Source organism: Pararobbsia alpina, from assembly GCF_965118125.1.
Classification (GTDB): Bacteria; Pseudomonadota; Gammaproteobacteria; order Burkholderiales; family Burkholderiaceae; genus Pararobbsia; species Pararobbsia alpina_A.
Genome location: NZ_OZ221287.1, coordinates 335,657 through 360,015, shown reverse-complemented (window position 1 = coordinate 360,015; position 24,359 = coordinate 335,657). Strand labels below are relative to the sequence as shown.

General features: G+C 64.6%; 20 protein-coding genes and 1 riboswitch. Of the genes, 10 read left to right on the top strand and 10 right to left on the bottom strand.

Annotated elements, in window-relative coordinates:
* Nucleotides 1–50 precede the first annotated feature (50 nt).
* Both ACMFWR_RS01485 and ACMFWR_RS01480 read right to left on the bottom strand, forming a co-directional pair.
* The gene (locus ACMFWR_RS01485) at nt 51–1,478 is read right to left on the bottom strand and encodes a coniferyl aldehyde dehydrogenase (RefSeq protein WP_413193291.1); all 1,428 of its coding nucleotides are present in this window, start codon (nt 1,476–1,478) and stop codon (nt 51–53) included.
* 172 nt (nt 1,479–1,650) lie between these two features.
* Complete coding sequence (locus ACMFWR_RS01480) at nt 1,651–3,351, bottom strand: isovaleryl-CoA dehydrogenase (protein ID WP_413193290.1); 1,701 nt, start codon at nt 3,349–3,351, stop codon at nt 1,651–1,653.
* A 643-nt stretch (nt 3,352–3,994) separates the two neighbouring features.
* Here ACMFWR_RS01480 and ACMFWR_RS01475 point away from each other — a divergent pair.
* Nucleotides 3,995–5,650, top strand: a complete 1,656-nt coding sequence (locus ACMFWR_RS01475; RefSeq protein ID WP_413193289.1) for a GMC family oxidoreductase — start codon at nt 3,995–3,997, stop codon at nt 5,648–5,650.
* 115 nt (nt 5,651–5,765) lie between these two features.
* On the opposite strand, the gene ACMFWR_RS01470 is transcribed toward ACMFWR_RS01475, so the two are convergent.
* Complete coding sequence (locus tag ACMFWR_RS01470) at nt 5,766–6,716, bottom strand: LysR substrate-binding domain-containing protein (protein WP_413193288.1); 951 nt, start codon at nt 6,714–6,716, stop codon at nt 5,766–5,768.
* Between the two features lie 145 nt (nt 6,717–6,861).
* Nucleotides 6,862–6,957, top strand: a riboswitch (S-adenosyl-L-homocysteine riboswitch).
* A 34-nt stretch (nt 6,958–6,991) separates the two neighbouring features.
* Between ACMFWR_RS01470 and ahcY the strand changes: the two genes are divergently transcribed.
* From ahcY to ACMFWR_RS01425, 9 genes are all read left to right on the top strand, one after another.
* Nucleotides 6,992–8,404, top strand: coding sequence for an adenosylhomocysteinase (ahcY, locus tag ACMFWR_RS01465; protein WP_413193287.1), 1,413 nt, complete (start codon nt 6,992–6,994; stop codon nt 8,402–8,404).
* 206 nt (nt 8,405–8,610) lie between these two features.
* Complete coding sequence (locus ACMFWR_RS01460) at nt 8,611–8,976, top strand: phage holin family protein (RefSeq protein WP_413193286.1); 366 nt, start codon at nt 8,611–8,613, stop codon at nt 8,974–8,976.
* 10 nt (nt 8,977–8,986) lie between these two features.
* Complete coding sequence (metF, locus tag ACMFWR_RS01455; RefSeq protein WP_413193285.1) at nt 8,987–9,820, top strand: methylenetetrahydrofolate reductase [NAD(P)H]; 834 nt, start codon at nt 8,987–8,989, stop codon at nt 9,818–9,820.
* A 510-nt stretch (nt 9,821–10,330) separates the two neighbouring features.
* On the top strand, nt 10,331–11,896 hold the full coding sequence (locus tag ACMFWR_RS01450; RefSeq protein WP_413194728.1) for an ABC transporter substrate-binding protein: 1,566 nt from the start codon (nt 10,331–10,333) through the stop codon (nt 11,894–11,896).
* A 3-nt stretch (nt 11,897–11,899) separates the two neighbouring features.
* Complete coding sequence (locus ACMFWR_RS01445) at nt 11,900–12,910, top strand: ABC transporter permease subunit (protein WP_413193284.1); 1,011 nt, start codon at nt 11,900–11,902, stop codon at nt 12,908–12,910.
* A 4-nt stretch (nt 12,911–12,914) separates the two neighbouring features.
* Nucleotides 12,915–13,829 (top strand): ABC transporter permease subunit, encoded by a 915-nt coding sequence (locus ACMFWR_RS01440; RefSeq protein WP_413193283.1) that lies wholly within the window; start codon nt 12,915–12,917, stop codon nt 13,827–13,829.
* 48 nt (nt 13,830–13,877) lie between these two features.
* On the top strand, nt 13,878–14,909 hold the full coding sequence (locus tag ACMFWR_RS01435; protein WP_413194727.1) for an ABC transporter ATP-binding protein: 1,032 nt from the start codon (nt 13,878–13,880) through the stop codon (nt 14,907–14,909).
* A gap of 80 nt (nt 14,910–14,989) precedes the next feature.
* Nucleotides 14,990–15,985 (top strand): dipeptide ABC transporter ATP-binding protein, encoded by a 996-nt coding sequence (locus ACMFWR_RS01430; protein ID WP_413194726.1) that lies wholly within the window; start codon nt 14,990–14,992, stop codon nt 15,983–15,985.
* A gap of 78 nt (nt 15,986–16,063) precedes the next feature.
* Complete coding sequence (locus ACMFWR_RS01425; protein WP_413193282.1) at nt 16,064–17,152, top strand: TraB/GumN family protein; 1,089 nt, start codon at nt 16,064–16,066, stop codon at nt 17,150–17,152.
* Here the strand turns inward: ACMFWR_RS01425 and pxpA are convergent.
* The 7 genes from pxpA to ACMFWR_RS01390 form a co-directional block, all read right to left on the bottom strand.
* Nucleotides 17,133–17,888 carry a 5-oxoprolinase subunit PxpA gene (gene pxpA, locus ACMFWR_RS01420; RefSeq protein ID WP_413194725.1) on the bottom strand — a complete coding sequence of 252 codons (756 nt, stop codon included), beginning with the start codon at nt 17,886–17,888 and terminating at the stop codon, nt 17,133–17,135. The two genes, ACMFWR_RS01425 and pxpA, sit on opposite strands and share 20 nt — an antisense overlap.
* A 46-nt stretch (nt 17,889–17,934) precedes the next feature.
* Nucleotides 17,935–18,984, bottom strand: coding sequence for a biotin-dependent carboxyltransferase family protein (locus tag ACMFWR_RS01415; protein WP_413193281.1), 1,050 nt, complete (start codon nt 18,982–18,984; stop codon nt 17,935–17,937).
* On the bottom strand, nt 18,981–19,847 hold the full coding sequence (pxpB, locus tag ACMFWR_RS01410; protein ID WP_413193280.1) for a 5-oxoprolinase subunit PxpB: 867 nt from the start codon (nt 19,845–19,847) through the stop codon (nt 18,981–18,983). The genes ACMFWR_RS01415 and pxpB overlap by 4 nt, the downstream gene beginning before the upstream one ends.
* 114 nt (nt 19,848–19,961) lie before the next feature.
* On the bottom strand, nt 19,962–20,546 hold the full coding sequence (locus tag ACMFWR_RS01405; protein WP_413193279.1) for a hypothetical protein: 585 nt from the start codon (nt 20,544–20,546) through the stop codon (nt 19,962–19,964).
* Nucleotides 20,547–20,679: 133 nt separating this feature from the next.
* Nucleotides 20,680–21,672, bottom strand: a complete 993-nt coding sequence (locus tag ACMFWR_RS01400) for an ABC transporter permease (RefSeq protein ID WP_413193278.1) — start codon at nt 21,670–21,672, stop codon at nt 20,680–20,682.
* Between the two features lie 31 nt (nt 21,673–21,703).
* Entirely contained in the window at nt 21,704–22,669 is a 966-nt protein-coding gene (locus tag ACMFWR_RS01395; protein ID WP_413193277.1) for an ABC transporter permease, read from the bottom strand.
* Complete coding sequence (locus ACMFWR_RS01390; protein ID WP_413194724.1) at nt 22,666–24,225, bottom strand: sugar ABC transporter ATP-binding protein; 1,560 nt, start codon at nt 24,223–24,225, stop codon at nt 22,666–22,668. The genes ACMFWR_RS01395 and ACMFWR_RS01390 overlap by 4 nt, the downstream gene beginning before the upstream one ends.
* Nucleotides 24,226–24,359 lie beyond the last annotated feature (134 nt).

The window sequence follows — 24,359 nt, the reverse complement described above, 5'->3', positions numbered from 1 at the left end:
TTGCGCCGCACCGCCTGCGTCCCGACAGGCGCGAGATTGCGTAGCTCGGCTCAGCGCAAGAACATCTTCACGACTGCGGCAACACGTTTCCCATACGGCGGCCGCACCAGGGCGCGCAGATTGAAGCGCGACTGGATCAGGACCGGCTTCATGTGCGTGAAGGTCCTGAACCCGTCGACCCCGTGATAGGCGCCGATGCCGCTCGGTCCGATCCCGCCGAACGGCAAATCGTCGCAGGCAACGTGCAGCAGCGTGTCGTTGACGGTCACACCGCCCGCATGCGTGCGCGCAAGCGCGGCGTCGATCTTCGCGCGATCAGTCTCGAACAGATACATCGCGAGCGGCCTGGGCCGCGCGTTGATATAGGTGAGCGCTTCGTCGAAGGTGTCGTATTCGACGAGCGGCAGCAGCGGGCCGAAGATCTCCTCGCGCATGATCGCCGTGTCGTCGGGTGCACCGGTGACGATCAGCGGTGCGAAGCGCCGCGTTGGCGAATCGCCTTGGTTCGATGAAGCATCGTCCGTCAGCGCGTGCAGGGTCGCGCCGCGCGATGCCGCATCGACCGCTAGCGTACGCAGCCGCTCCAGATGGCTTGTCGAGATGATCGACGTGTAGTCGGTATTGCTCGAAAAACCGGGGTACATCTTCCGGGTCAGCGCACCCGCCCGGTCGATGAATGCCTGCGCACGTCCGCGAGGCACGAGCACATAGTCGGGCGCGACGCAGGTTTGCCCGGCGTTGAACAGCTTGCCCGACACGACCGCGTCGACGGCTTCGTCGAACCGCGCGTTGGGCCCGATCAACGCGGGAGACTTTCCGCCGAGCTCGAGCGTCACCGGCGTGAGATTCTCCGCCGCCGCACGCATCACCTGACGGCCGACACCGGTCGAACCCGTGTAAAGCAGATGATCGAACGGCAGCGACGTGAACGCACGCGCGACGTCGACTTCGCCATTGACGACCGTCACATGGTCGGGTGCGAAGGTCTTCGCGATCAGCTGCGCAAACAGTTCGCCGAATCGCGGCGTGAATTCGGACGGCTTGATCATCACGCGATTGCCGGCGGCCAGCGCACCGGTCAGCGGACCCACCGCGAGAAACAGCGGGTAATTCCACGGCACCACGATGCCGACGACACCGACGGGCTGCGGCACGAGTTTCGCGCGAGCGGGGGCGAGCAGCATGCCGGAACTCCGGCGCTGAGGCTTCATCCACCGCCGGCCGTGGCGCAGCGCGTGACGAATACCGAGGTGCGAGCCCAGCATGTCCGCGAGGTCCGTCTCGTTCGCCGCACGATTGCCGAAGTCCGCGTGGATGGCTTGCGTGATCGCTTCGCGGTTCGACAACAGCATCGCATCGAGTGCGCGCAGGTGTCGCGCGCGCGTGTCCCAATCGGGCATCGGCGCGCGCGCAAAAGCGGTTTGCTGCGCGCGAAACAGGGATTCGATGCCCAGCTTCGGATCGAGATCGTTCTTCATTGTTATGTCGGCTCCCCCATGGCTTCATTCAATCTCGTACGGGCCTTGTTATGCATTCCTGCGAACATCCGGTCAGCGCCGGCGGACGCCACGTGCCGTCGACGCATGACCCCGTTACGGACGTCGCTGCGTCACTGCGGGCCGTCCACCGCCCGGGGCCTGCACGTGGCGGTCAGATCGCAAACTCGTTAACGAGCTCGGGCAGCGCGCGCAATACGACCTGGCGATGCCAGATCACATCGGACGACGGCAGCGTGCCATAGACGCGCCCGCTATGACCGGCGCCATCCGCGAGTCGAGTCGCGGCAAATGCGTCCGCGCTGGCCGGATCGCTTTGTCGCACCATCAACACGCCTTGCGCCACGAGGACAAGCGTTTGCGCGATACGGCGCGCCGACGCTTCACGCTGTTCAGGCGGCAAGGCGAGCATCTTGCGGAGCTCTTCGAGCGCGCTTTGCAGGCCTCGGGCGCCGCTCACGGTATCACGCCAATCTTCGAGCAAGGCGGCCGCGGCTTCGGATTCCCGTTCGATCGCGCGCAGCACGTCGAGGCACATCACGTTGCCCGAGCCTTCCCAGATCGAATTGACCGGCGCTTCGCGATAAAAGCGCGCCATGGGGCCTTCCTCGACATAGCCGTTGCCACCCCACACCTCCATCGCCTCGCCCGTGAATTCGAGCGCGCGCTTGCAAACCCAGAATTTCGCGGCCGGCGTCACGATCCGTTGCCACCCGCGGTCGAGCGGCGTCATCGCATCCGGCGGCGAATCGTAGGCGCGGGCGAGCCGCATCATCAACAGCGTCGCGGCCTCGCTTTCGATCGCGAGATCGGCGAGCACGTTCTGCATCAGCGGCTGGTCCGCGAGCAGGCGTCCGAATGCGCTGCGGTGCCGGGCGTGATGAATCGCCTGCACGAGCGCGGCACGCATCAGCGCCGCACTGCCAATCACGCAGTCGAGCCGCGTGTAGTTGGCCATTTCGATGATCGTCGGAATGCCGCGGCCTTCCTCGCCGATCAGCACACCCCATGCGTCCTGGAACTCGACTTCGCTGCTCGCATTCGAGCGGTTGCCGAGTTTCTCCTTGAGGCGCTGGACACGCACAGCGTTGCGCTTGCCATCGGGTGTATAGCGCGGCACGTAGAAACACGACAGCCCGATATCGCCCTCGGGCCGTGCGAGCACCAGATGCGCGTCGGCTTGCGGCACCGAGAAGAACCACTTGTGCCCCGTCAGACGATACGCCGCGCCGCGTCCGGTATAGCCGGCCTCGATCGGCATCGCCCGTGTCTGATTGCTGCGCACGTCGGAACCGCCCTGCTTCTCGGTCATGCCCATGCCGACCAGCATCGAGCTTTTCTGCGCAAGCGGGAGATCTCGCGGGTCATGATCGCGGGAAAACAGCTTCTCGCGCAGCGGCTCGAATAGCGACGTCTCACGCTGCAGCACCGGAATGCTCGCGAACGTCATGGTCGTCGGACACAAGGTGCCCGACTCGATCTGTGCGTGCAGGAAATACCCTGCCGCGCGTGCGCTCATCGCGCCTTCGGCCGGATCCGAGAACGGCAGCGCGTGAAGCCCCTCATCGCGTAACAGGGCCAGCAACGCATGCCAGCTCGGATGAAACTCGATCGCGTCGAGGCGGCGACCCTGCGCCGTATGCGTGAACAGCTCCGGCGTGTGACGGTTGGCGAGCTCGGCCAGCACCTGCACATCGCCGCTGCCGAGCCGCGCGCCCATCGCGTGCAGCGCTTCGCGATGCCACCCCGCGCCGTCGCGCTCGACGGCTGCGGCGAGTGCGACGTCCGTTTCGAACAGGTTGTAGTCGACGAGCGGCGGGACCTGATTGGTGACTTCGTGAGTAGTCCAGTCCATGACTCCAGTGGCTCCTTGCGATGTCGATCGATGCCGGAACGACGGGCGATATGTCCAGCATCGTCGATAGATCGCGCTCGCGCAAGCGCCAGTGACGCAAGCAGACTTGCGATTTCACATGGCCGCCGGACGACACCGCGACGCGACGCGCCTTCCCGTGAATCGCACCGCCTGTTGCGCACGCTTGCGTCAGTGCTTGAATGTCTGTGCGCCATGCGGACACAGCAGCGATTCAACGCGCATCGTGCGACGACGTGTGTTTTGATCATGCGCCTGTTCAAAACACACATCGCTTGCAGCGGCTTGCATCAGCTCGAATCGTTGCAATGGGATACCAATCGTCAATGGCATACCAGCGTCAAACCCTGCACCCACATACAGCGGTACGCCTACCCATCCCCCAAGTCCGGCCTCTCATCATAGAAGGGTGAGCGGCCAAACGCTGCCGGTGAATTAGAGCGCGGGTTCGGTCCCGCGCGCGGGTTTATCCGCATGCCTGCGCGGGATGAATGCACAAGAATGCTCAGCACCGTTGAATTCAGGACAAGGATTCGCTGGCAAGCGGGCTACCTACCAAAAAAATGCGCATCTAAGCTTGCGTGCACCAACAAGGCGTCGCGATTCGCGACGCAGGGAGACAGACGTGACGAACCCCGACGCAGCACCGACAACGTACGACTATCTGGTGGTGGGAGCCGGCTCGGCGGGCTGCACGCTTGCCGCGCGACTTGCCGATGCGTGTCCGCATGCCACCATCGCGCTGCTCGAAGCGGGCCCATCCGACGACAGCGTGCTGATCCGCACGCCGATCGGCATCGCCGCACTGGTCGCACGACGCACACGCTACAACTGGATGTTTCGGACCACGCATCAGGCCGCGCTGGATGGTCGTCAGACGTGGCAACCGCGTGGCCGAGGCCTGGGCGGCAGCAGTTCGATCAATGCAATGGTCTATACGCGCGGCCACCCGGGCGACTATGACGACTGGAAAGCCGCGGGCTGTCCGGGTTGGGGATGGTCCGACGTGCTTCCGTACTTCAGGAGAGCCGAGGCAAATGTACGTGGCGCAAACGCATATCACGGTGCGGACGGCCCGCTGATCGTTTCGGATCTGCGCGACGTGAATGTGTTTTCGCATCGCTTTGTCGAAGCAGGCGTGCAGGCCGGCTATGTGCGCAACGACGATTTCAACGGCGAGACGCAGGAAGGCGTCGGCATCTACCAGGTCACGCAGCGCGACGGCGAACGGTGGAACGCGGCGCGTGCGTATCTCCATTCGCGCCGACGACACAATCTGCATGTGATCACGCAGGCTCATGCGTTACGCGTCTTGTTCGAACATCGCCGTGCGACCGGCGTCGAAATCGCGCGCGACGGGCGAATCGAAACCTTGCGCGCACGCGCCGAGGTCATCGTGTGCAGCGGCGCATTCGGCTCGCCGCAACTGCTGATGTGCTCGGGCGTGGGGCCGGCCGTGGCGCTGCGCGAAAAGGGCATTGAAGTCGTCCACGACGCACCCGGCGTCGGTGCAAACCTGCAGGACCATCTCGACTTCACGTTCCAGAAGAAGCTGCCGGGTGATCGCGACACCGTGGCGCTGACCGTCGGTAGCGCACCTGACTGGCTGCGCCGCTTTGCGATGTACCGTCGCGAACGCCGCGGATTGTTCGCCAGCAATATCGCCGAGGCGGGCGGCTTTATCAAAACCGATCCGTCCGAGGCACGTCCCGACGTGCAGTTCCATTTCTGTGTCGCGCTCGTCGACGAACACGGGAGGCGGCTGCACTATGGTGCGGGTTACTCGCTGCATGTCTGCGTATTGCGGCCGCGCAGCCGAGGCAGTGTCGGGATCGCGAGCGGCGATACACGCGAGGCACCTGTCATTGATCCGGGCTTTCTGAACGATCCGTACGATGCCAGCGCGCTGTTGCGAGGCGTCAAGGCGGCCCGGCGCATTCTTGAAGCGCCCGCGCTGGCAGAACATGGCGGCAAGGAACTGCGCACGCACGCGCTGCACACCGATGCCGAGCTGATGGCCGCGATCCGTTCGAGCGCGGAGACGATCTATCACCCGGTCGGCACGTGCCGCATGGGCAGCGATGCCGGTGCGGTGGTCGACCCCGATCTGCGTGTACGCGGTGTCGAGGGACTGCGCGTGATCGATGCGTCGATCATGCCGACGCTGGTCGGCGGAAACACGAATGCGCCCACGATCATGATCGCAGAGCGCGCGGTCGAAAAGATCGTCGGCGCCCAGCGAACGGTGTCGGCACGCAGCGAGATGACGGCCGAGGCATAGGACGCCAACGCATGCAACATCGGCGCACGTGGCATCGATTCGCACCCTGTCACATCGCTTGAAAGTGCGATGGCCATCGCGCCCGCATCCGGACGCGCACACCGCATCGAACGCACTACGCCTTGCGCGCCGTACCCGCGCGTGCGCCGCCGAGCCACAGATCGGCGGACGCGCCGCCCGCACTGTCGTCGCGCGGCAATGAACGCGCCACGTCAAGCCAGGCGCGTGCCGCGTGCGACAGGTAGCCATCCTTGCGCCAGGCAATCGCCATATCCCACGCGATCACCGGGTCGACAACGGGCACGAGCGTGTAGCGTTCCGGATCAAGCGGCCGGCAGTACGGTTCGGGCAGCAGCGCAATGCCCACACCCGCGCCGACGAGCGCGGTGATGAAGTCCCAGTGACCGCTGCGCCCGACGATCGACGGCGTAAAGCCGGCATCGCGGCACGCACGCATGACGATATCGTTGAGCGCAAGACTCTCGCCATAGAACACGAACGACTCGTCGGCGAGCTTGCCGAGCGGCACGCTTTGCGCGCCGCGCCAGCGCGAATTGGCGGGGGCAACGAGCCACAACCTGTGATGGCTCACGGGCAAAAGCCCGAACACCGCTTCATCGACGGGCAGCAGCACCGCGCCGAGTTCGAGATCGCCCTCGAGCAGCGCCGCTTCGATGGCGCGTGACCCGTGCTCGAACAACTTGAGCTCGATCTTCGGATAACGCTGACGAAACGCTGCAATGGCGGGTGTGAACAACGTGCCGCCCATCGGAGGAATGCCGATCCGGAGTTCTCCGCGGCCAAGCGACTCGAGATCGTTCAGTTCGGCGCGCAGCTGCGCGTGCGCGGCGAGCACGTCCTGGCCGCGTTGCGCGACGATGCGGCCCGCGTCGGTCAGCACGAGCTGCCGCCCTTCGCGCAAGAGCAGCGGCGTGCCGATTTCTTCCTCGAGCGACTTGACCATTTTGCTGATGGTCGGCTGCGTGACGCTCAGCGTCTCCGCCGCAAGCGTAAAGCTCTGTTGCCGGACCACTTCAACGAAATAGCGCAGCGCGCGCAGCTCCATACGATCGATCTCCGGACGGCCATTCCGATGCGGAATGTTGGCGGTAAGTTTAAGTCAATCGGCGCATGTCACGCGGCCCTGGCCCTCGCGCTGGCACAGAATCTTCACGCGCCCTCCTCGCGCATCTTTGCTACAATCCACGCCACCTTCCGAGGAGCGTTGCGACGGACCCTATCCGCCAGGCTCGGAATTTCACCGAAGAACCGCATTGCGACTTCGTCCTGAACGGCGCTCACGTCTTTAATTTCTAGGTCTTTTTTAGAAAGGAGGGCGTGATGAACGCCGCTGTTATCGATTCCCAAGATTACGTCATTGCCGATCTGTCGCTCGCCGACTGGGGCAAGAAAGAACTCAAGATCGCCGAGTCCGAAATGCCGGGCCTGATGGCGACGCGCGAAGAGTACAAGGCCAGCCAGCCGCTCAAGGGCGCACGCATTGCCGGTTCGCTGCACATGACGATGCAGACGGCCGTGCTGATCCAGACGCTCGAAGCCCTCGGCGCACAAGTGCGCTGGGCGTCGTGCAACATCTTCTCGACGCAGGACCACGCTGCCGCCGCGATCGCTGCGAACGGCACGCCGGTGTTCGCTTTCAAGGGTGAAAGCCTCGACGAATACTGGGAATTCAGCCATCGCATCTTCGAATGGCCGAATGGCGAACAAGCCAACATGATTCTCGACGACGGCGGCGACGCGACGCTGCTGCTGATCCTCGGCACGAAGGCCGAAACGGACCGCTCGGTGATCGCAAAGCCGACCAACGAAGAGGAAACGGCGCTGTACAAGTCGATCGCCGCGCACCTCGACAAGGACGCAAACTGGTACTCGAAGCGCCTCAAGGAAATCAAGGGCGTGACCGAAGAAACCACGACCGGCGTGCATCGTCTGTATCAGTTCGAAAAGGACGGCAAGCTGCCGTTCCCGGCATTCAACGTCAACGACTCGGTCACGAAGTCGAAGTTCGACAACCTGTACGGCTGCCGCGAGTCGCTCGTCGACGGCATCAAGCGTGCCACCGACGTGATGATCGCCGGCAAGGTCGCGGTCGTCGCTGGCTACGGTGACGTGGGCAAGGGCTGCGCACAATCGCTGCGCGGTCTCGGCGCGACGGTGTGGGTCACGGAAATTGACCCGATCTGCGCACTGCAAGCTGCGATGGAAGGCTATCGCGTCGTCACGATGGACTACGCGGCCGACAAGGCCGACATCTTCGTCACGGCAACCGGCAACTTCCACGTGATCGATCACGACCATATGAAGAAGATGCGCCATCAGGCCATCGTCTGCAACATCGGTCACTTCGACTCGGAAATCAACGTCGCGTCGCTGCGCCAGTACACGTGGGAAAACATCAAGCCGCAAGTCGACCACATCGAGTTCCCCGACGGCAAGCGCATCATCCTGCTGGCTGAAGGCCGCCTCGTGAACCTCGGTTGCGCAACGGGTCACCCGTCGTTCGTGATGTCGAACTCGTTCACGAACCAGACGCTCGCGCAGATCGAACTGTTCGCCAATGGCGGCAAGTACGAGAAGAAGGTCTACGTGCTGCCGAAGCAACTCGACGAAAAGGTCGCGCGCCTGCATCTGGGCCGCGTAGGCGCCGAGCTGACCGTGCTGACCGACGCACAGGCAAGCTACATCAGCGTCGACAAGAACGGTCCGTTCAAGCCGACCCATTACCGTTACTGATCCGGTTACGTTTGGCGCATCGCTCGCTGCCGGAAGGTGGCAAGCGTGTGCCGGACAGTGACGGATCACGTCGTCGTCGACGCGCGACTGCCGGCCTGCACGGAGGCTGCCGCCACGCGACGACGGCAAACGCGGTATCTTTGTTGCGCGTCGGACCGGTTGACGGTCCGGCGCGTTCGTTTATCGACTGACCGAAAGGAGCGGCGATGCATCTGATCGTGACCTGGCTGTTGAATGCAGTGGCCTTGCTCGCAGTGACCTATGTGATCCCGTCGATTCACATTCGCAGCTTTGGCACTGCGCTTGTGATCGCCATCGTGCTGGGGTTGATCAACGCGCTGCTGCGGCCGATCCTCGTGATCCTGACGCTGCCCGTGACGATCCTCACGCTCGGCTTGTTCCTGCTCGTGATCAACGCGCTGCTGTTCCAGCTCGCGGCATGGTTCGTCAAGGGATTCGAAGTGGATGGCTTCTGGGCCGCGTTGTTTGGCTCTGTCCTCTACAGCATCATTTCCTGGATCCTCACCGCGATCGTTTTCGGTCATCGCCACGGCGTAACACGCTGGTACTGATCGAGGCTCTATGGCTTCCTGCGAACTTTCGTTTGAATTCTTTCCGCCCAAGACGGCGGACGGGCTCGAGAAACTGCGCGCGACGCGTGCAGAGCTCGCCACGCTGAACCCGAAATTCGTTTCGGTCACGTTCGGCGCGGGCGGCTCGACCCAGCAAGGCACACTCGATCTCGTCGTCGAAATGAAGCGCGACGGGCTCGAGGCGGCGCCGCATTTGTCGTGCATCGGTGCCACACGCGACAGCATCCGGCAAATTCTCAAGCACTACCAGGACCACGATATCCGCCATATCGTCGCGTTGCGCGGCGACCTGCCGTCGGGCATGGGTGAAATGGGCGAGTTCCGTTATGCATCGGACCTCGTCGAATTCATTCGCGCGGAGACGGGGGACTGGTTCCGTATCGAAGTCGCTGCGTATCCTGAGTACCACCCGCAAGCGCGCTCGCCGAGGCACGATCTCGATGCCTTCGTGCGCAAGATCAAGGCCGGTGCCGATGCCGCGATCACGCAGTACTTCTTCAACCCGGATGCGTATTTCCGCTATGTCGACGATGTGCGCAAGCTCGGCGTCGACGTGCCCGTCACCCCGGGCATCATGCCGATCACGAACCATTCGCAACTCATGCGCTTCTCGGATATGTGCGGCGCCGAAGTGCCGCGCTGGATTGCGAAGCGCCTTGAAGCGTTCGGCGACGATCGCGAATCGATTCGCGAGTTCGGCATCGATGTCGTGACGGACCTCTGCCAGCGCCTGCTCGATCAGGGCGTGCCGGGACTGCACTTCTACACGCTGAATTCGGCTGCCGCCAGCCGCAGCATTTACGAGCGGCTGAACAAGGCCTGATCGGGCCGATGGGCCTGATGGGTCCGATCAAACGGCGCGAACCGGACGATCCGATCAAAGCATCATTCAATGCCCCGCTTCACGGCCATACCCCGCACGCCGTGACAAAGATTCAGCGAGACTCACAAGGCCTCGCCGGATCTTGCCCTCTCCCTCTCGTTCGGCACAAAGAAGTATTTGCCCGATATCGTTCCCAACCAGACAAAACGACCGGTTCATCGCGCGAATATCCGCAATTTCTCGCCTTGTTCGTGAATTTGTTCGTCAGTAACATCGGCACACCGCGTCGATCCCGTCGCGCCGCTCAGAGAGGACCTGATGAACTTCATCCGTGGTCGTTTGCGTCGCGTGCCCGCGTTACCCCGCGTGCGTGCCCTTCTCGCTGCTCCGCTTCGTCGTGCTTCGTCCCGCGTGACTTCGCTGACGTCTGCTTCGCTGACGTCTGCTTCGATGGCCTCCGCTTCGATGTCGTCTGCTTCGCTTGTCGCCGCTTCACTGGCCTGCGCGGTCATGATCAGCGCTGCGCCCGCAGCCCACGCCGCGATCCCCGACAAGACGCTCGTGTTCTGCTCTGAGGGTAGCCCGGCCGGCTTCGATCCCGCGCAATACACCACCTCGGTCGAGTTCTCCGCATCGGCGTACACCGTCTATAACCGGCTCGTCGAATTCTCGAAGGGCGGCACCAAGGTCGAGCCCGGTCTTGCAGAAAGCTGGGACGTCTCGCCCGACGGTCTGACGTACACGTTCCACCTGCGCCACGGCGTAAAGTTCCAGACCACCCCGTATTTCAAGCCGACGCGCGACTTCAACGCCGACGACGTCCTCTTCACGTTCGACCGAATGCGCGACCCGAACAACGCGTTTCGCAAGGCGTATCCGGTTCAGTTTCCGTACTTCACGGACATGGGCCTCGACAAGAACATCTCGAAGATCGAGAAGGCCGATCCCTATACGGTGCGCATCACGTTGAATGCGGTCAACGCACCGTTCCTGGCTGACCTCGCCATGCCGTTCGTGTCGATTCTGTCCGCCGAATACGCGGACCAGCTGCTCAAGGCGAACAAGGCGCCCGAGATCAATCAGAAACCTGTGGGCACCGGGCCGTTCATCTTCCGCAGCTACACCAAGGACGCCACCATCCGCTTCGACGGCAACCCCGAGTACTGGAAGCCCGCCGACGTCCAGGTGTCGAAGCTGATCTTTGCGATCACGGTCGATCCATCGGTGCGCGTGCAGAAGCTCAAGCGCAACGAATGCCAGGTCATGTCGTATCCGCGCCCGGCCGATCTCGAGTCGATCAAGACCGATACCAATCTGCAGATGCCGAGCCAGGCCGGCTTCAACCTCGGCTACCTCGCCTACAACACGCAGCACAAGCCGTTCGACAACGTGGACGTGCGCCGCGCACTCGATATGGCGATCGACAAGAAGGCCATCATCAGCTCGGTCTATCAGGGCGCCGGACAGCTCGCGACCGCCCCCATGCCGCCGACGCAATGGTCCTATGACAAGGACCTCAAGGACCCCGGGTTCGACCCCGCCAAGGCCAAGGCATTGCTTGCCAAGGCAGGCTTCCCGAACGGGTTCGATGTGAACCTCTGGGCGATGCCGGTGCAGCGTCCGTACAATCCGAACGCGCGGCTGATGGCCGAGATGATCCAGGCCGACTGGGAAAAGATCGGCGTGCATGCGAAGATCGTGACCTTCGAATGGGCCGAGTACATCAAGCGTGCGCAGGCCGGCGAGCACGACGCTGTGCTGATCGGCTGGACAGGCGACAATGGCGATCCGGACAACTGGCTCGCGGTGCTGCTCGGCTGCGATGCGATCAACGGCAGCAATTATTCGCGCTGGTGTCACAAGCCGTTCGACGATCTGATCGTCAAGGCGCGCGAGGTCACGGATGTCGGCACGCGCACAAAGCTCTATACGCAGGCGCAGGAGATCTTCAAGGACCAGGTGCCCTACACACCGATCGCGCACTCGACCGTCTATCAGCCGATCAGCAAGAATGTCACCGGCTTTGCGATCGACCCGTTCGGACCTACCCAATTCTTTGGCGTCGGACTCAAATAACCCATGGTGCGTTTTGTTCTGACACGACTGCTGACCGTGGTGCCGACCTTCATCGGCATCACGCTGCTCGTGTTCCTCCTGATTCACCTGATCCCCGGTGACCCCGTCGAAGTGCTGATGGGCGAGCGCGGTATCTCGCCGGCCGCGCATGCCGAGGCCTTGCATCGTCTCGGCCTCGATGCGCCGTTGCCGGTCCAGTACCTGCACTACGTCACGCATGCACTGCATGGCGATCTCGGCACTTCGCTCGTATCGAGCACGAGTGTCATGCAGGAGTTTCTCGCGCGCTTCCCGGCCACCGTCGAACTGTCACTGTGTGCGTTACTGTTCGCGCTGATCGTCGGCGTGCCGGCCGGTGTGATCGCCGCCTTGCGCCGCGGCTCGGCGGTCGATCACGGCATCATCGGCACCGCGCTCGCGGGCTATTCGATGCCGATCTACTGGTGGGGCCTGATGCTGATCATGTTCTTCTCGGTCAAGCTCGGCTGGACACCCGTCACCGGCCGCATCGCCGTCGAATATGACGTGACGCCCGTCACCGGCTTCATGCTGATCGATTCGCTGCTGTCGACCGATTCCGGCGCCTTTGTCTCGGCCTTGAGCCATCTCGTGCTGCCGACGATCGTGCTCGGCACGATCCCGCTTGCCGTCATCGCACGCATGACACGCTCGTCGATGCTCGAGGTCCTGCGGGAAGACTATATCCGCACCGCGCGCGCCAAGGGTCTCGCGCCGATGCGCGTGATCGTCGTGCATGCGCTGCGCAACGCGTTGATTCCAGTCGTGACCGCGATCGGCCTCCAGGTCAGCCTGCTGCTTGCGGGTGCGGTGCTCACCGAGACGACCTTCTCGTGGCCCGGCATCGGCAAGTGGCTGATCGATGCTGTCGGCCGGCGCGACTATCCCGTCGTGCAGGGCGCGATCCTGCTGATCGCGCTGCTCGTGATCGTCGTCAACTTCTGCGTCGACATGCTCTACGGCGTGTTGAATCCGCGTATCCGGCACACAAGGTAGAACGATGGCTGATATGTCGACCCCGACGCTGACCCCGCCTCCCGGTGACGAAGGCCTGCTCGCAGGCCGCGAATTCTGGCGTCAATTCACCGCGCATCGCGGCGCGGTATTCGCGGGGACCGTCTTTTTGCTGCTCGTACTCGTCGCGCTGAGCGCACCCTGGATCGCGCCGCACAGTCCGATTGAACAGTTCCGCGATGCGATCAAGACGCCGCCCTCGTGGCTCGACGGCGGGCAATCGCGGTTTCTGCTCGGCACCGACGAAGCGGGTCGCGACATCCTGTCGCGGCTGATCGCCGGTGCGCGCGTGTCGTTCACGATCGGCCTCGTGTCCGTCGTGCTCGCCCTGATACCGGGCGTCGTTCTGGGTCTGGTCGCGGCATTCTCGGCAGGGATCGTCGACGCATTCATCATGCGCGTGATGGACGTGTTGCTCGCACTGCCCTCGCTGCTGCTCGCCGTGGCGATTGTCGCGGTGCTCGGCCCGGGTCTCACCAATACGATGTTTGCAATCGCCATCACCGCGCTGCCCGGATATGTGCGGCTGACCCGTGCCTCTGCGCTGGGCGAGCTAGAGAAGGACTATGTGACCGCGTCGCGCGTCGCCGGCGCGGGCCGGCTGCGCCTGATGTTTTCGCAGGTGCTGCCCAATTGCACGGCGCCATTGATCGTGCAGGCGACGCTCGGGTTTTCGTCGGCGATTCTCGACGCCGCCGCGCTCGGTTTCCTCGGGCTCGGCGTGCAACCGCCGTACGCCGAATGGGGTGCGATGCTCGCATCGGCACGCGACTATATCGACAGCGCATGGTGGATCGTCACGATGCCGGGCCTGGCCATCCTGATCTCGGTGCTCGCGATCAATGTGTTCGGCGACGGCCTGCGCGATGCGCTCGATCCGAAACTCAAGCGGGTCCGTTAAATGATTGGATTTCGAGAACCGGCGAATCCGCCCGGCGCGCAAGCGCCGATGAAATCGTTGCTGAGCATCCGCAATCTCTCGGTCGACTTCGATGGCCTTGCCGCCGTCGAATCGGTCACGCTTGCGGTTGCGCCGGGCGAGGTGCTCGGCGTCGTCGGCGAATCCGGCTCGGGCAAGAGCGTCACGATGCTTGCGCTGATGGGCCTGATCGATGCACCGGGCGAGGTCGACGCAGACGAGATCCTGTTCGACGGCATCGACTTGCTGAAGGCCAGCGCGCGCGAACGGCGTCGCATCATCGGCAAGGACATGTCGATGGTGTTTCAGGACGCGCTGACGAGCCTGAATCCGAGCTACACGGTCGGCTTCCAGGTCGCCGAGGTGCTCAGGCGGCATCAAGGGCTGCGCGGCGCCGCATTGCGCAAGCGCGTGATCGAGCTGTTCGATCAGGTTGAAATCCCCGATGCGAAGGCGCGCATCGACGCGTATCCGCATCAGCTGTCCGGCGGCATGAACCAGCGCGTGATGATCGCGATGGCCATCGCCTGTGACCCGAAGCTGCTGATCGCCGACGAGCCGACGACCGCGCTCGACGTGACGATCCAGGCGCAGATCATGCGGCTGCTCCTCACGTTGCAGAAGGATCGCGGGATGGCGCTCGTGCTGATCTCCCACGACCTCGCCGTCGTCTCGGAGGTCGCGCAGCGCGTGGCCGTCATGTATGCCGGAGAAATCATCGAAACAAACACGGTGCCGGGCATCTTCGAGGTACCGCATCATCCGTACACGCACGCGCTGTTGCAGGCGATCCCCGAGAACAACCCGGGTGCGTCGCGACTCGCTGCGCTGCCTGGTGTGGTCCCGGGCCGCGACGATCGTCCGCTCGGCTGTCTGTTCGAGCCACGCTGTGCGTACGCGGTCGATGCCTGTGCGGCAGCGCGCCCGGCGCTGACGCGCGTGGATGTCTCGCGTGACGCAACGAACGCCGAGGACCCATGGGCTCCGTTGCCGGAGAACCTCGCGATGGTTCGCTGCATCAAGCCGCTCAATATCGGCGCGACGGACGGAGCTTCGACATGACCCTGGATCGTGTGGAACCCACGCTCGGGGACACTGACCCGGCGAACCCGGCGGACCCTGCGAACCCGGCGGCCCTGAGCATGGGGCGGGCCGCGTCGGATGACAGCGCGTCACCGGTACTGGTCGCGGACGATCTGAGCAAGCACTACACCGTGCGACGTGGCCTGTTCGGCCATGCGACCGTCAATGCGCTCAATGGCGTTTCGTTTTCGCTGGGCCATGGACGCACGCTCGCCGTGGTCGGCGAGTCGGGCAGCGGCAAGTCGACACTTGCGCGTCAGCTGACGATGATCGAGACGCCGAGCGCGGGCGCGCTGTCCATCGGCGGCGAGCGTGTGACGCGCTTCGGCAACGATGTGCCCGCCGAGCTGCGCCGGCGTGTCCAGATGGTGTTTCAGAATCCGTTCGCCTCGCTCAACCCGCGCAAGACGGTCGCGCAGACGCTCGACGAACCTTTGGCCATCAACACGTCGCTCGGCAGACGCGAACGCGCGGCACGCGTAGCCGAAGCCATGCGCGTGGTGGGCCTGCGGCCCGAACACGCGCGCCGCTACCCGCACATGTTCTCCGGCGGACAGCGCCAACGCATTGCGATCGCGCGCGCCATGATCGTCGAGCCGCAGATCGTCGTCGCCGACGAGCCGGTGTCCGCGCTCGACGTATCGATCCAGGCGCAGATCCTCAATCTGTTCATGGACCTCCAGCAGCAGTACCAGGTCAGCTTCGTCTTTATCTCGCATAACCTGGCCGTCGTCGAACATGTCGCCGACGATGTGCTCGTCATGTACTTCGGCGGCGTCGCGGAAATCGGCGACAAACGGCGTGTGCTGGCCCGCCCGCGGCACCCCTACACGCGATCATTGCTTTCCGCAACCCCCGCATTACGTGCGTCAGAGCGCCGCCTCCAAGTTAGACTCTCGGGTGAGCTGCCTTCGCCGTTGAATCCCCCGTCCGGCTGCAGCTTCCATCCACGCTGCCCGATGGCCGTCGAGCGGTGCCGCGTCGAAAAGCCGTTGCTGCGCGACGTGGATGGCCGAAGTGTCGCGTGTCACCGCGCGGAGGAGACGGAGGAATAGGGCAACCAGGACAATCGCGCGGTCGTGACGCTGTCACCATCGCCGAGCGTGAGGCGCAGGCAATCGGTGCAAGCACACGTGTGGCAGCTTTCCTCCGGGATTGAAGGGTTCGCGCAAGCGGGCTCACAGGCGCCGAACGCAACCGCGGACGTCGCGGCGGATGCGTTCCAGGCGATGCGCCTGAACGCGTCGCCGGGCGCGCGCCGACGCGCGCTGCGGCACTGGATGTCCGCCTGCGTCACGGTCATGGCGATCGTCGTATCACTCTGGCCACTTGCCGAGGCGCAGGCCGCGCCGCCCGCCACGTCCAACGGCCCGGTCACCGCGGCGCAAATTCCGCCGCACCTGCCGTTCTATATCGCACGCAAAGCCAATAACCGGACGGTCTATATCCTCGGCACGATGCACGCCGCCATGCCGGCCGACTATCCGCCGAACCTGCCTTTCCGGCCCGCGATCCTCGACGCGCTCAAGCACGCGTCGCTGCTCGCGTTCGAGCTGTCTCCCGACGACCTCGTCGTGTCCCAGAACGACGTCACGCGTTACGGCGTGTGCCCGAACGCCTGCCTGTCGAAGCAGCTGCCCGATGCGCTGTGGAAGCGATTGCAGTGGCGTTTGCGCGACAACCCCGAAGCGCTCGACGAGATCCAGAAGATGCGGCCATGGCTCGCCGCATTGCTGATCGAGACTTATGACTCGCTCGCATCCGGGCTGCAGACCGAGTACGGCACCGAGGCGCAGCTCGAAAACATTTATGCGAAGTACCCGATCGTCGGGCTCGAGACGCTCAACGACCAGATGCGCGCGTTCACGAATCTGCGCCCGGCCGAGCAGTGGGAGATGCTCGCGCAGGACCTTGCGCAGACGCCGCAGCAGAATGCTGCCGATATGCGGCAGCTCCATGCGCTCTGGCGCGAAGGCGATGCCGACAAGCTGGCGGCCTGGAGCGCCGCGCGTTCGCAGCGCCTCGCGCAGACGCCGGACCTGTCGAACGCGCTCGACGAGAAGGTCCTGTACCGGCGCAACCGGCATTTCGCGCGCCGCATCGCCGACCTGTCGCTGCCCGACAAGCCCTTGTTCGTCGCCGTCGGCGTGCTACACCTTGGCGGCCCGCGCGGCGTGCTTGCGAAGCTCCGCGAGAACGGGTTTACCGTGCAACCGGGCTAGGCGTCGCGCCCACTTCAATCCCTTCGCTGTCGAGCCGTTCGCGGATTCGGCGCGCGAAGGCGAGCGCGTGCGGACCGTCGCCATGCAGGCAGATCGTCTGGGCATTGAGTGGCACCCACTGTCCACTGACGGCTTGTACCCGGCGCTCGCGAATCATCCCGATTGTGCGCTCGAGCACCGCGTCTTCGTCGTCGAGCAACGCGCCCGGCTGGCTGCGCGGCACGAGCGAGCCGTCGTCACGATAGCCGCGGTCGGCAAAGGCTTCTTCAACCGCGACCAGGCCAGCGCGCTTCGCGGCGGCGACCAGTTCAGCGTTGGCGAGCCCGAACACCGCGATCGACGGATCGAAGTCGCGCACGGCGGCGACGATCGCATCGGCCATCGCCGCATTCCGTGCCGCCTGGTTGTACATCGCGCCATGCGGCTTCAGATGCGCGACACGGCCGCCCGCGGCTTTCGCAAAGGCCGATAACGCGCCCAGTTGATACAGCACGCCCGCGTAGACCTCGTTCGGCGGCAAATCCATTTCCGTGCGGCCGAAGTTTGCCGGGTCGTTGAAGCTCGGGTGCGCGCCGACCGCCACACCGCGCGCGATGGCTGCCGACACGCTCGCACGCATGATGTCGGCGCCGCCCGCATGCCAGCCGCACGCGATATTGGCCGAACTCACGAGGTCGAGCAGCGCTTCGTCGCTGTCGCAGCCCTCGCCAAGGTCGGCGTTCAAATCAATCTGCATCATGGAATCGCCCGAATGGTTAAGCGGGGGTCACCGAGCATACGCCTCATGCCGGCTGCGATGCCAGCGCCTGTTGCTTCATCTCGAGAGCGGAGGCGACCTGGGTCAGATAGCGCTGCGTCGCGCGCAAGGCCTCGATCGCTTCGTCACGCGAGCATTCGACAAACCGGATCGAGCTGCCGAGCCGTGCCTGCCCGAGACGCCACAGGTCGGCGCTGATGACGACGCCAATCTTCGGATAGCCGCCCGTCGTCTGCGCGTCGGCAAGCAGCACGATCGGCTTGCCGTTCGGCGGCACCTGGATCGTGCCGGGCAACACGGCGTGAGAACGCAGGTCGGCGTGAGTCGTGCGCTCGAGCGGTGGGCCGTCGAGCCGGTAGCCGACCCGGTTGCTGTTCGGCGTGATCATCCAGTCGTGCGTCCACAGCGCTTCCTGGGAGGCATCGCCAAACTCGCCATATTCGTGACCGCGCAGCACGCGCACCGCGATCGTCGGTCCGATCGGGACCTTGCCATCGTAGTGGGGCGGCAGATGCGGGTAATCGATTTCGGCGAATTTGCTCCACGCCGGCGCCTTCACGCCGAACGTCGGTGCATCGGGCGCGAACACACTGCGCTTGCCATAGGCGGGAACGGGGCCGAACGGGAGACGATCGCCGTCACGCAGCGCCCGCCCGCCGAGACCGCCGAAGCCCGCCTTGAGATCGGTGCTTCGCGAGCCGAGCACAGGCTGAACGTCGATGCCGCCCGCGACTGCCACATACGCACGCATGCCGCGCCGTGCGCCGCGCAGCGTCAGGCATTGACCTGCCTCGACGGGCAGGCTCCACCACGACGATACATGCGTCTCGTCGAGCGAGGCATTGAAATCGGTGCCCGTGATGGCAACGCGCGTCGCACGCGTAAATCGAAGCACGACGGGGCCCATCGTGATTTCGAGGGCCGCGGCGTCGGGCGCATTGCCGACGAGGCGGTTTGCAATCTCGAACGACAGTGAGTCCATCGCCCCCGCCAACGCCACGCCGAGATGGCGGTGGCCGCGGCGGCCGAGATCCTGAACGGAGGTCAGCACGCCCGCCTTGATCACGTCGATCATCGCGCACCTCCGGCGGGCACGAAGCGCACGCGGTCACCCGGCTCGAGCAATGAAGGCGGATCGCGGCTCGGGTCGAACAGCACGGCGCTCGTGCGGCCGATCAACTGCCATCCTCCGGGCGACGCGGTCGGATACACGCCGGTCTGCTCCCCGCCGATGCCGACCGAGCCTGCAGGCACGGTCACCCGAGGGTCCTTGCGGCGCGGTGTCGCCAGCGCGGGATCGAGCCCGCCTAGATACGCGAAGCCCGGTTGAAATCCGAGGAAGTACACCGTGTACTCGGCCGTCGAATGGCGCTCGATCAGCGCGTCGACGCTCAGGCCGGTGTGTTTGGCGACGGCGTCGATATCCGGACCGTCGGAGCCGCCGTAGTGAACCGGGATCTCGACGAGACGGCCCAGCGGTGGGGGCGCGACGGCCATCACGGCATCGCCGTCCTGGTCCGTATCTTCCACTGCTTCTGCCGCTGCATCCGCCGATGCTTCTATCCCGGCGTCCGCCTCTGCATCCGCCTCAGGACCCGCCTCCGCGTCGGTCTCCGCGCCCGTCTCCGGGTTGGTCTCCGCATCCGCCTCTGTGCCCGTCTCCGGTTTCGCCCCCGCGTCCGCCGCCGGTTTCGCATCCGGCCCGACCGGCGTGTACAGGCGCTCAAGCTTTCTGCGCAGCGCGTCGATCGGCGTCGACAGCGGATCGAACACGAGCGTGAGGTTGTTCATGCCGGGGATCGCTTCTTCGACCTCGGGCCAGCCGCGCGCCACATCGGCAAGCTGCCAGATGCGTTGCTGCGTTTCAAACGAGACGGAGCCGAGGGCTGTCGCAACCAGTGCGTGATCGCCCAACTCGAAGATCTCGAACGATGTCATCGGTGAAGTGTTCGTCAGGTGAGCCCGCGGCGGCGTATGCGTCACGCCGGCAAAGTTCCGCTCACTTTACCAACAATTCGGGACAGTCTGACGTCGTTCGGGACGCGTTCGGGATCAGTCGGGTTCCTCCGCACCCGTCGACGCGTCGACGGACGGTGCATGCGTGTGCGGAACAGCGGCCGGCGTCACGCGTCGCCGCAGGCGCTCGGCATAAGCGTCTTCCGCGGTATCGTCCCGCCGATCCGCGGGACGCCAGGGCTCGAACGACTTGCTCGACGGCACGGTCACGGGATAGCCGGACAGGTAGCCGAACCGCTCGGCGGGTGACCAGCTTTCGTAGAGCGACATGGGCCGCGTCAGGAGTTGCCCAGGCAGTTCCGGGCGGTCGGGATCGCGCTTCGAAGGCGGCACGACAAACGTCTTGCGCGACGGATCGGGCGCCCGCTCCGTCCCGGCGCGAGGCGCAGGTGGCGTCGGATCGCGCCGGGGCGTCAATGCTGGCGGGTCGCTGATGTTGCGCTGCGCGGGATCGAACGATGGGCGCGGCTTGCCCGACGTCAGCCCGTCCGGCAACACGCGAGGCATCGTCACGTCATCGCCTGCCTGGGTATGGCCCTCGACGGGGATCGCAGCGAGCCCCGCCATCACCGCTGCGGCACGTGCCGCGCCCTGCCAATGCTGCCAATGCCTTGCTGCCATCTGCCGCTCCCGTCCGTGTGTCCGCGAACGGGATACGAGCGGCAGCAAGGAGCGAGCGTTCCCGCCGATGCCAAGTATCAGTCAAGCCCGAACCTGATTCAGCGTTTTCCGACCCCGGTCGCGTTGAACGGACTCAGCGCTTTCCGGCCGACGCCGTCGGAGCGGCCTGCCCGGTCGAAGCATCCTTCGGCAACGGACCTTTCTTGAGCGCGCGCGCCTGCAGAATGATCACGACCAGCAGGAACACCCCGCGGATCACGGATTGCCAATACGCTGACAGGCTGATGAAGCCCATGCCGTTTTCAAAGTTCAGCATATTGAAAACGAGCCCCAGCAGCACGACACCCGCAATGGTCATCGCAATCGAGCCTTCGCCGCCGGTGAGCAGCGTGCCGCCCAGCACGACGGCAGAAATCGCGAACAGCTCCCAGCCCAGCCCTTCGTTCGGTTGTCCCGCGCCGAACTGCGAGGCCAGGATGACGCCGGCCAGACCGGCGAGCAGACCCGACACGGCGTACACGACGATAAGCAGCCGGTCGATATTGAGCCCCATGAGGCGCGCCGCCTCTTCACTGCCGCCTGCCGCAAGCGCGTGGCGCCCGAAGCGGCTGTAGCCGAGCGCGACCAATGCGATCGCGAATGCAATCAGCGACACCCACGCGGGAATCGGCAAGCCCAGAAAATCGCCCTGGCCGAACACCGCAAAGCCCGACTCGGCCGAGATCGCCACCGCGTCGTTATGCCCGAGCAGCAGTGCAATGCCATGTGCGGCCAGACTCGTGGCCAGCGTCGTGATGAACGGCAGGATATTGAGCCGCGTGATGATCAGGCCGTTGACGACGCCGACGATGAGCCCCGAAGCGGCCCCGGCGATCACGGCGAGCGTGGCGCCATGCGGGCTCACGAGCGCCGACACGACGCTCGCCATCGCGGCCACGGTGCCGACCGACAGATCGATCCCGCCGGTGATGATCACGAAGCACATGCCGATCGAGATCAGCGCGAACATCGAGTTGTAACGCCAGAACGACGTCACGTTATAGGCCGAAATGAAGTTGTCGTACCGGATCGCGCCGAACACCACGAGCGCGACGAGCACGAGCAGGATCACGTAATTCTTCTTCATCAAACTGTCTCCGTGTCTGAACGTGCGTGCGTCACCCGCGGTTGCGCCGCTGGATATACACCGCCGCGATGATGATGCCCGCCTTCACGACAAGTGCGGCCGCATCGGGCACGCCATGCGCCAGCAGCGAATAGCGCACGAGCTGGATGATCAGCGCGCCGAGCAGCGTGCCGCCGATCCAGGCCTTGCCGCCCATCAGCGAGTTGCCGCCGACGGCCACCGCCGCGATCGCATCGAGCTCGATGCCCAGGCCGGTCACGTTCGGATCGGCCGACGAGTTGATGCCGATCGAGATCAGCCCGGCCAGACCCGCCAGCGCACCGCACACGGTGTAGGCAATCATCTTCACGCGTCGTGTCGGCACGCCGCTCACGAATGCCGCGCGTTCATTGCCGCCCGTCACGAGCAGATACTGGCCGAACAGGGTCTTGCGCACGATCCAGATAAACAGCCCGACAAGGATTAGCATCAGCAGAACCTGAACGGGCACGCCCGCGACCTTGCCGAGCGCGATCCACTGGAACGCATCGTTGTTGAACACCTGCAGGTTGCCGTCGACGATGACCTGCGCGATGCCGCGGCCCGCAATGAACAACACCAGTGTTCCGACAATCGGCTGCACGCGCAGCCGTGTCACAAGGAGTCCGTTGAAGACCCCGAACAGTGTCGCGGCGGCAATCGAGGCGACGAACGCGAGTGCAATGCCCAGCGGCCCATCGATATTGAGGAAGATCAGCGGTGCAATCGTCCCGGCAATCGCCATGGACGCGCCGACCGACAAGTCGATGCCGCCGGTCGCGACGACGAGCGTCATACCGATGCCGACAATGACGATCGTCACGACCTGCGTCATGTTGACGTTGAAGGTCTGCAGCGACCAGAAGTGCTTCGTGAACAGCAGATTGAACACGAGCAGGAGCAGCAGCACCACGACCTCTCGCGTCACGGGCAAACGGAACTTCATGGGTGCTCCCTGCGTGATGGGCAAAGACTTCATGGGTGCTCCCCGGGAATGTCGATCTCAGTGACCGTCTGCGCGGCCTGAGCGAGCGCGCTCGTCCCGCCGGCGCCATACGCGATCGCATCCATGATCGAGGCTTCCGTGAGCTTCTCGCCCGCAAGCTCCGCCACGCTGCGGCCGTCGCGGATCACGACGGCGCGATCGGCCACTGCAACCAGCTCTTCGAGTTCAGACGCGGTGAGCAGCAGTGCCATGCCCGAATTGCGCAGCTCCCGGATGATGCGCGCAATTTCGGCCTTCGCGCCGACGTCGATCCCGCGTGTCGGCTCGTCGAGCAGCAGCAGTTTGGGATTGGCGGCCAGCCAGCGCGCGAGCAGCACCTTTTGCTGATTGCCCCCCGACAGTTCGCGTATCGGCTGCTCGGCATCGCGCAGCTTGATGCCGAGCGAGGCAATGAAGCGGTCGACCAGCGCCTTCTGCTGCGCGCGGTCGACGACACCGCGTTTGACGAGCGTCGGCAAGCAGACGAGCGTCATGTTTTCGCGCACGGACAGCTCGGGCACGATGCCTTCGGCCTTGCGGTCCTCGGTCAGCATGGCCATGCCGCGCCGGATCGCGTCGCGCGGCGACTTCAGCGACACCGCCTCGCCGTTCAGCGTGAGTGCGCCGCCCGCCAGCGGATCGGCTCCGAACATCAGGCGCATCGCCTCGGTCCGGCCTGCGCCAAGCAGGCCCGCGAGCCCGACGGCCTCGCCCGCATGCACCTGCACCGACACGTCGTTGACGCGCGGCGCGGCCTGCAGGCTCTGCGCATCGAGGCGCACTTCGCCGAGTGTGCCGCCATCGTTCTTCGCTTGCGCCGACGCCGGATGCTGGACGACGGCAGCGAGGCTGCGCCCGAGCATGGTCGTCACAAGCTGAAGCTTGTCCATGTCCTTCATCGCCGCGGCGGCCACCGTCTGGCCGTCGCGCATGATCGTCACCCGGTCGCAGACCGCATAGAGCTCGTCGAGCCGGTGCGAGACGAAGATCACCGCACGGCCATCGTCGCGCAGTCGGCGCACCACCGTGAACAGCAGCTCGACCTCGCGCTCGTCGAGCGACGACGTCGACTCGTCCATGATGACCATGCGCGCATCCGCCGAGACGGCGCGCGCGAGTGCCACCATCTGCTGGATCGCGGTCGAGAACTGGCCCACGGGCTTGCGCACGTCAATCGACAAGCCGAACGAGGTCAGCAGGGCGTTGGCCTGCTCGTGAACCGAGCGCCAGTCGATGAGGCCGAAGCGTCGCGGCTCACGGCCCAGGAAAATGTTTTCGGCAATCGAGCGCAGCGGGACCAGGTTGATTTCCTGGTAGATCGTGCTGATGCCGCCGTCCCGTGCGGCTTGCGGCGAGGTGAAATCGACCTCGTGGCCGCCGAACGCGATCAGGCCCGAATCGCGTCGATACGCGCCGGTCAGGATCTTGATCATCGTCGACTTGCCCGCGCCGTTCTGCCCGATCAGCGCGTGAACCTCGCCGGCCACGACCGACAGGCTCGCATTGCGCAGCGCCGCGACGCCACCGAACGACTTGTTGATGTCCTGCATCTGCAGGAGCGGGGGCGCTTGTGTGATGTCTGCCACCGGCTGTCCCTCCTTGCAGCGTGTTCACCCACGATGTGCGTGACCCGCTTCCCGAATTCTGGGTTCTGCCGCGATGATCGCGGCCCTTTCAGAGCAAC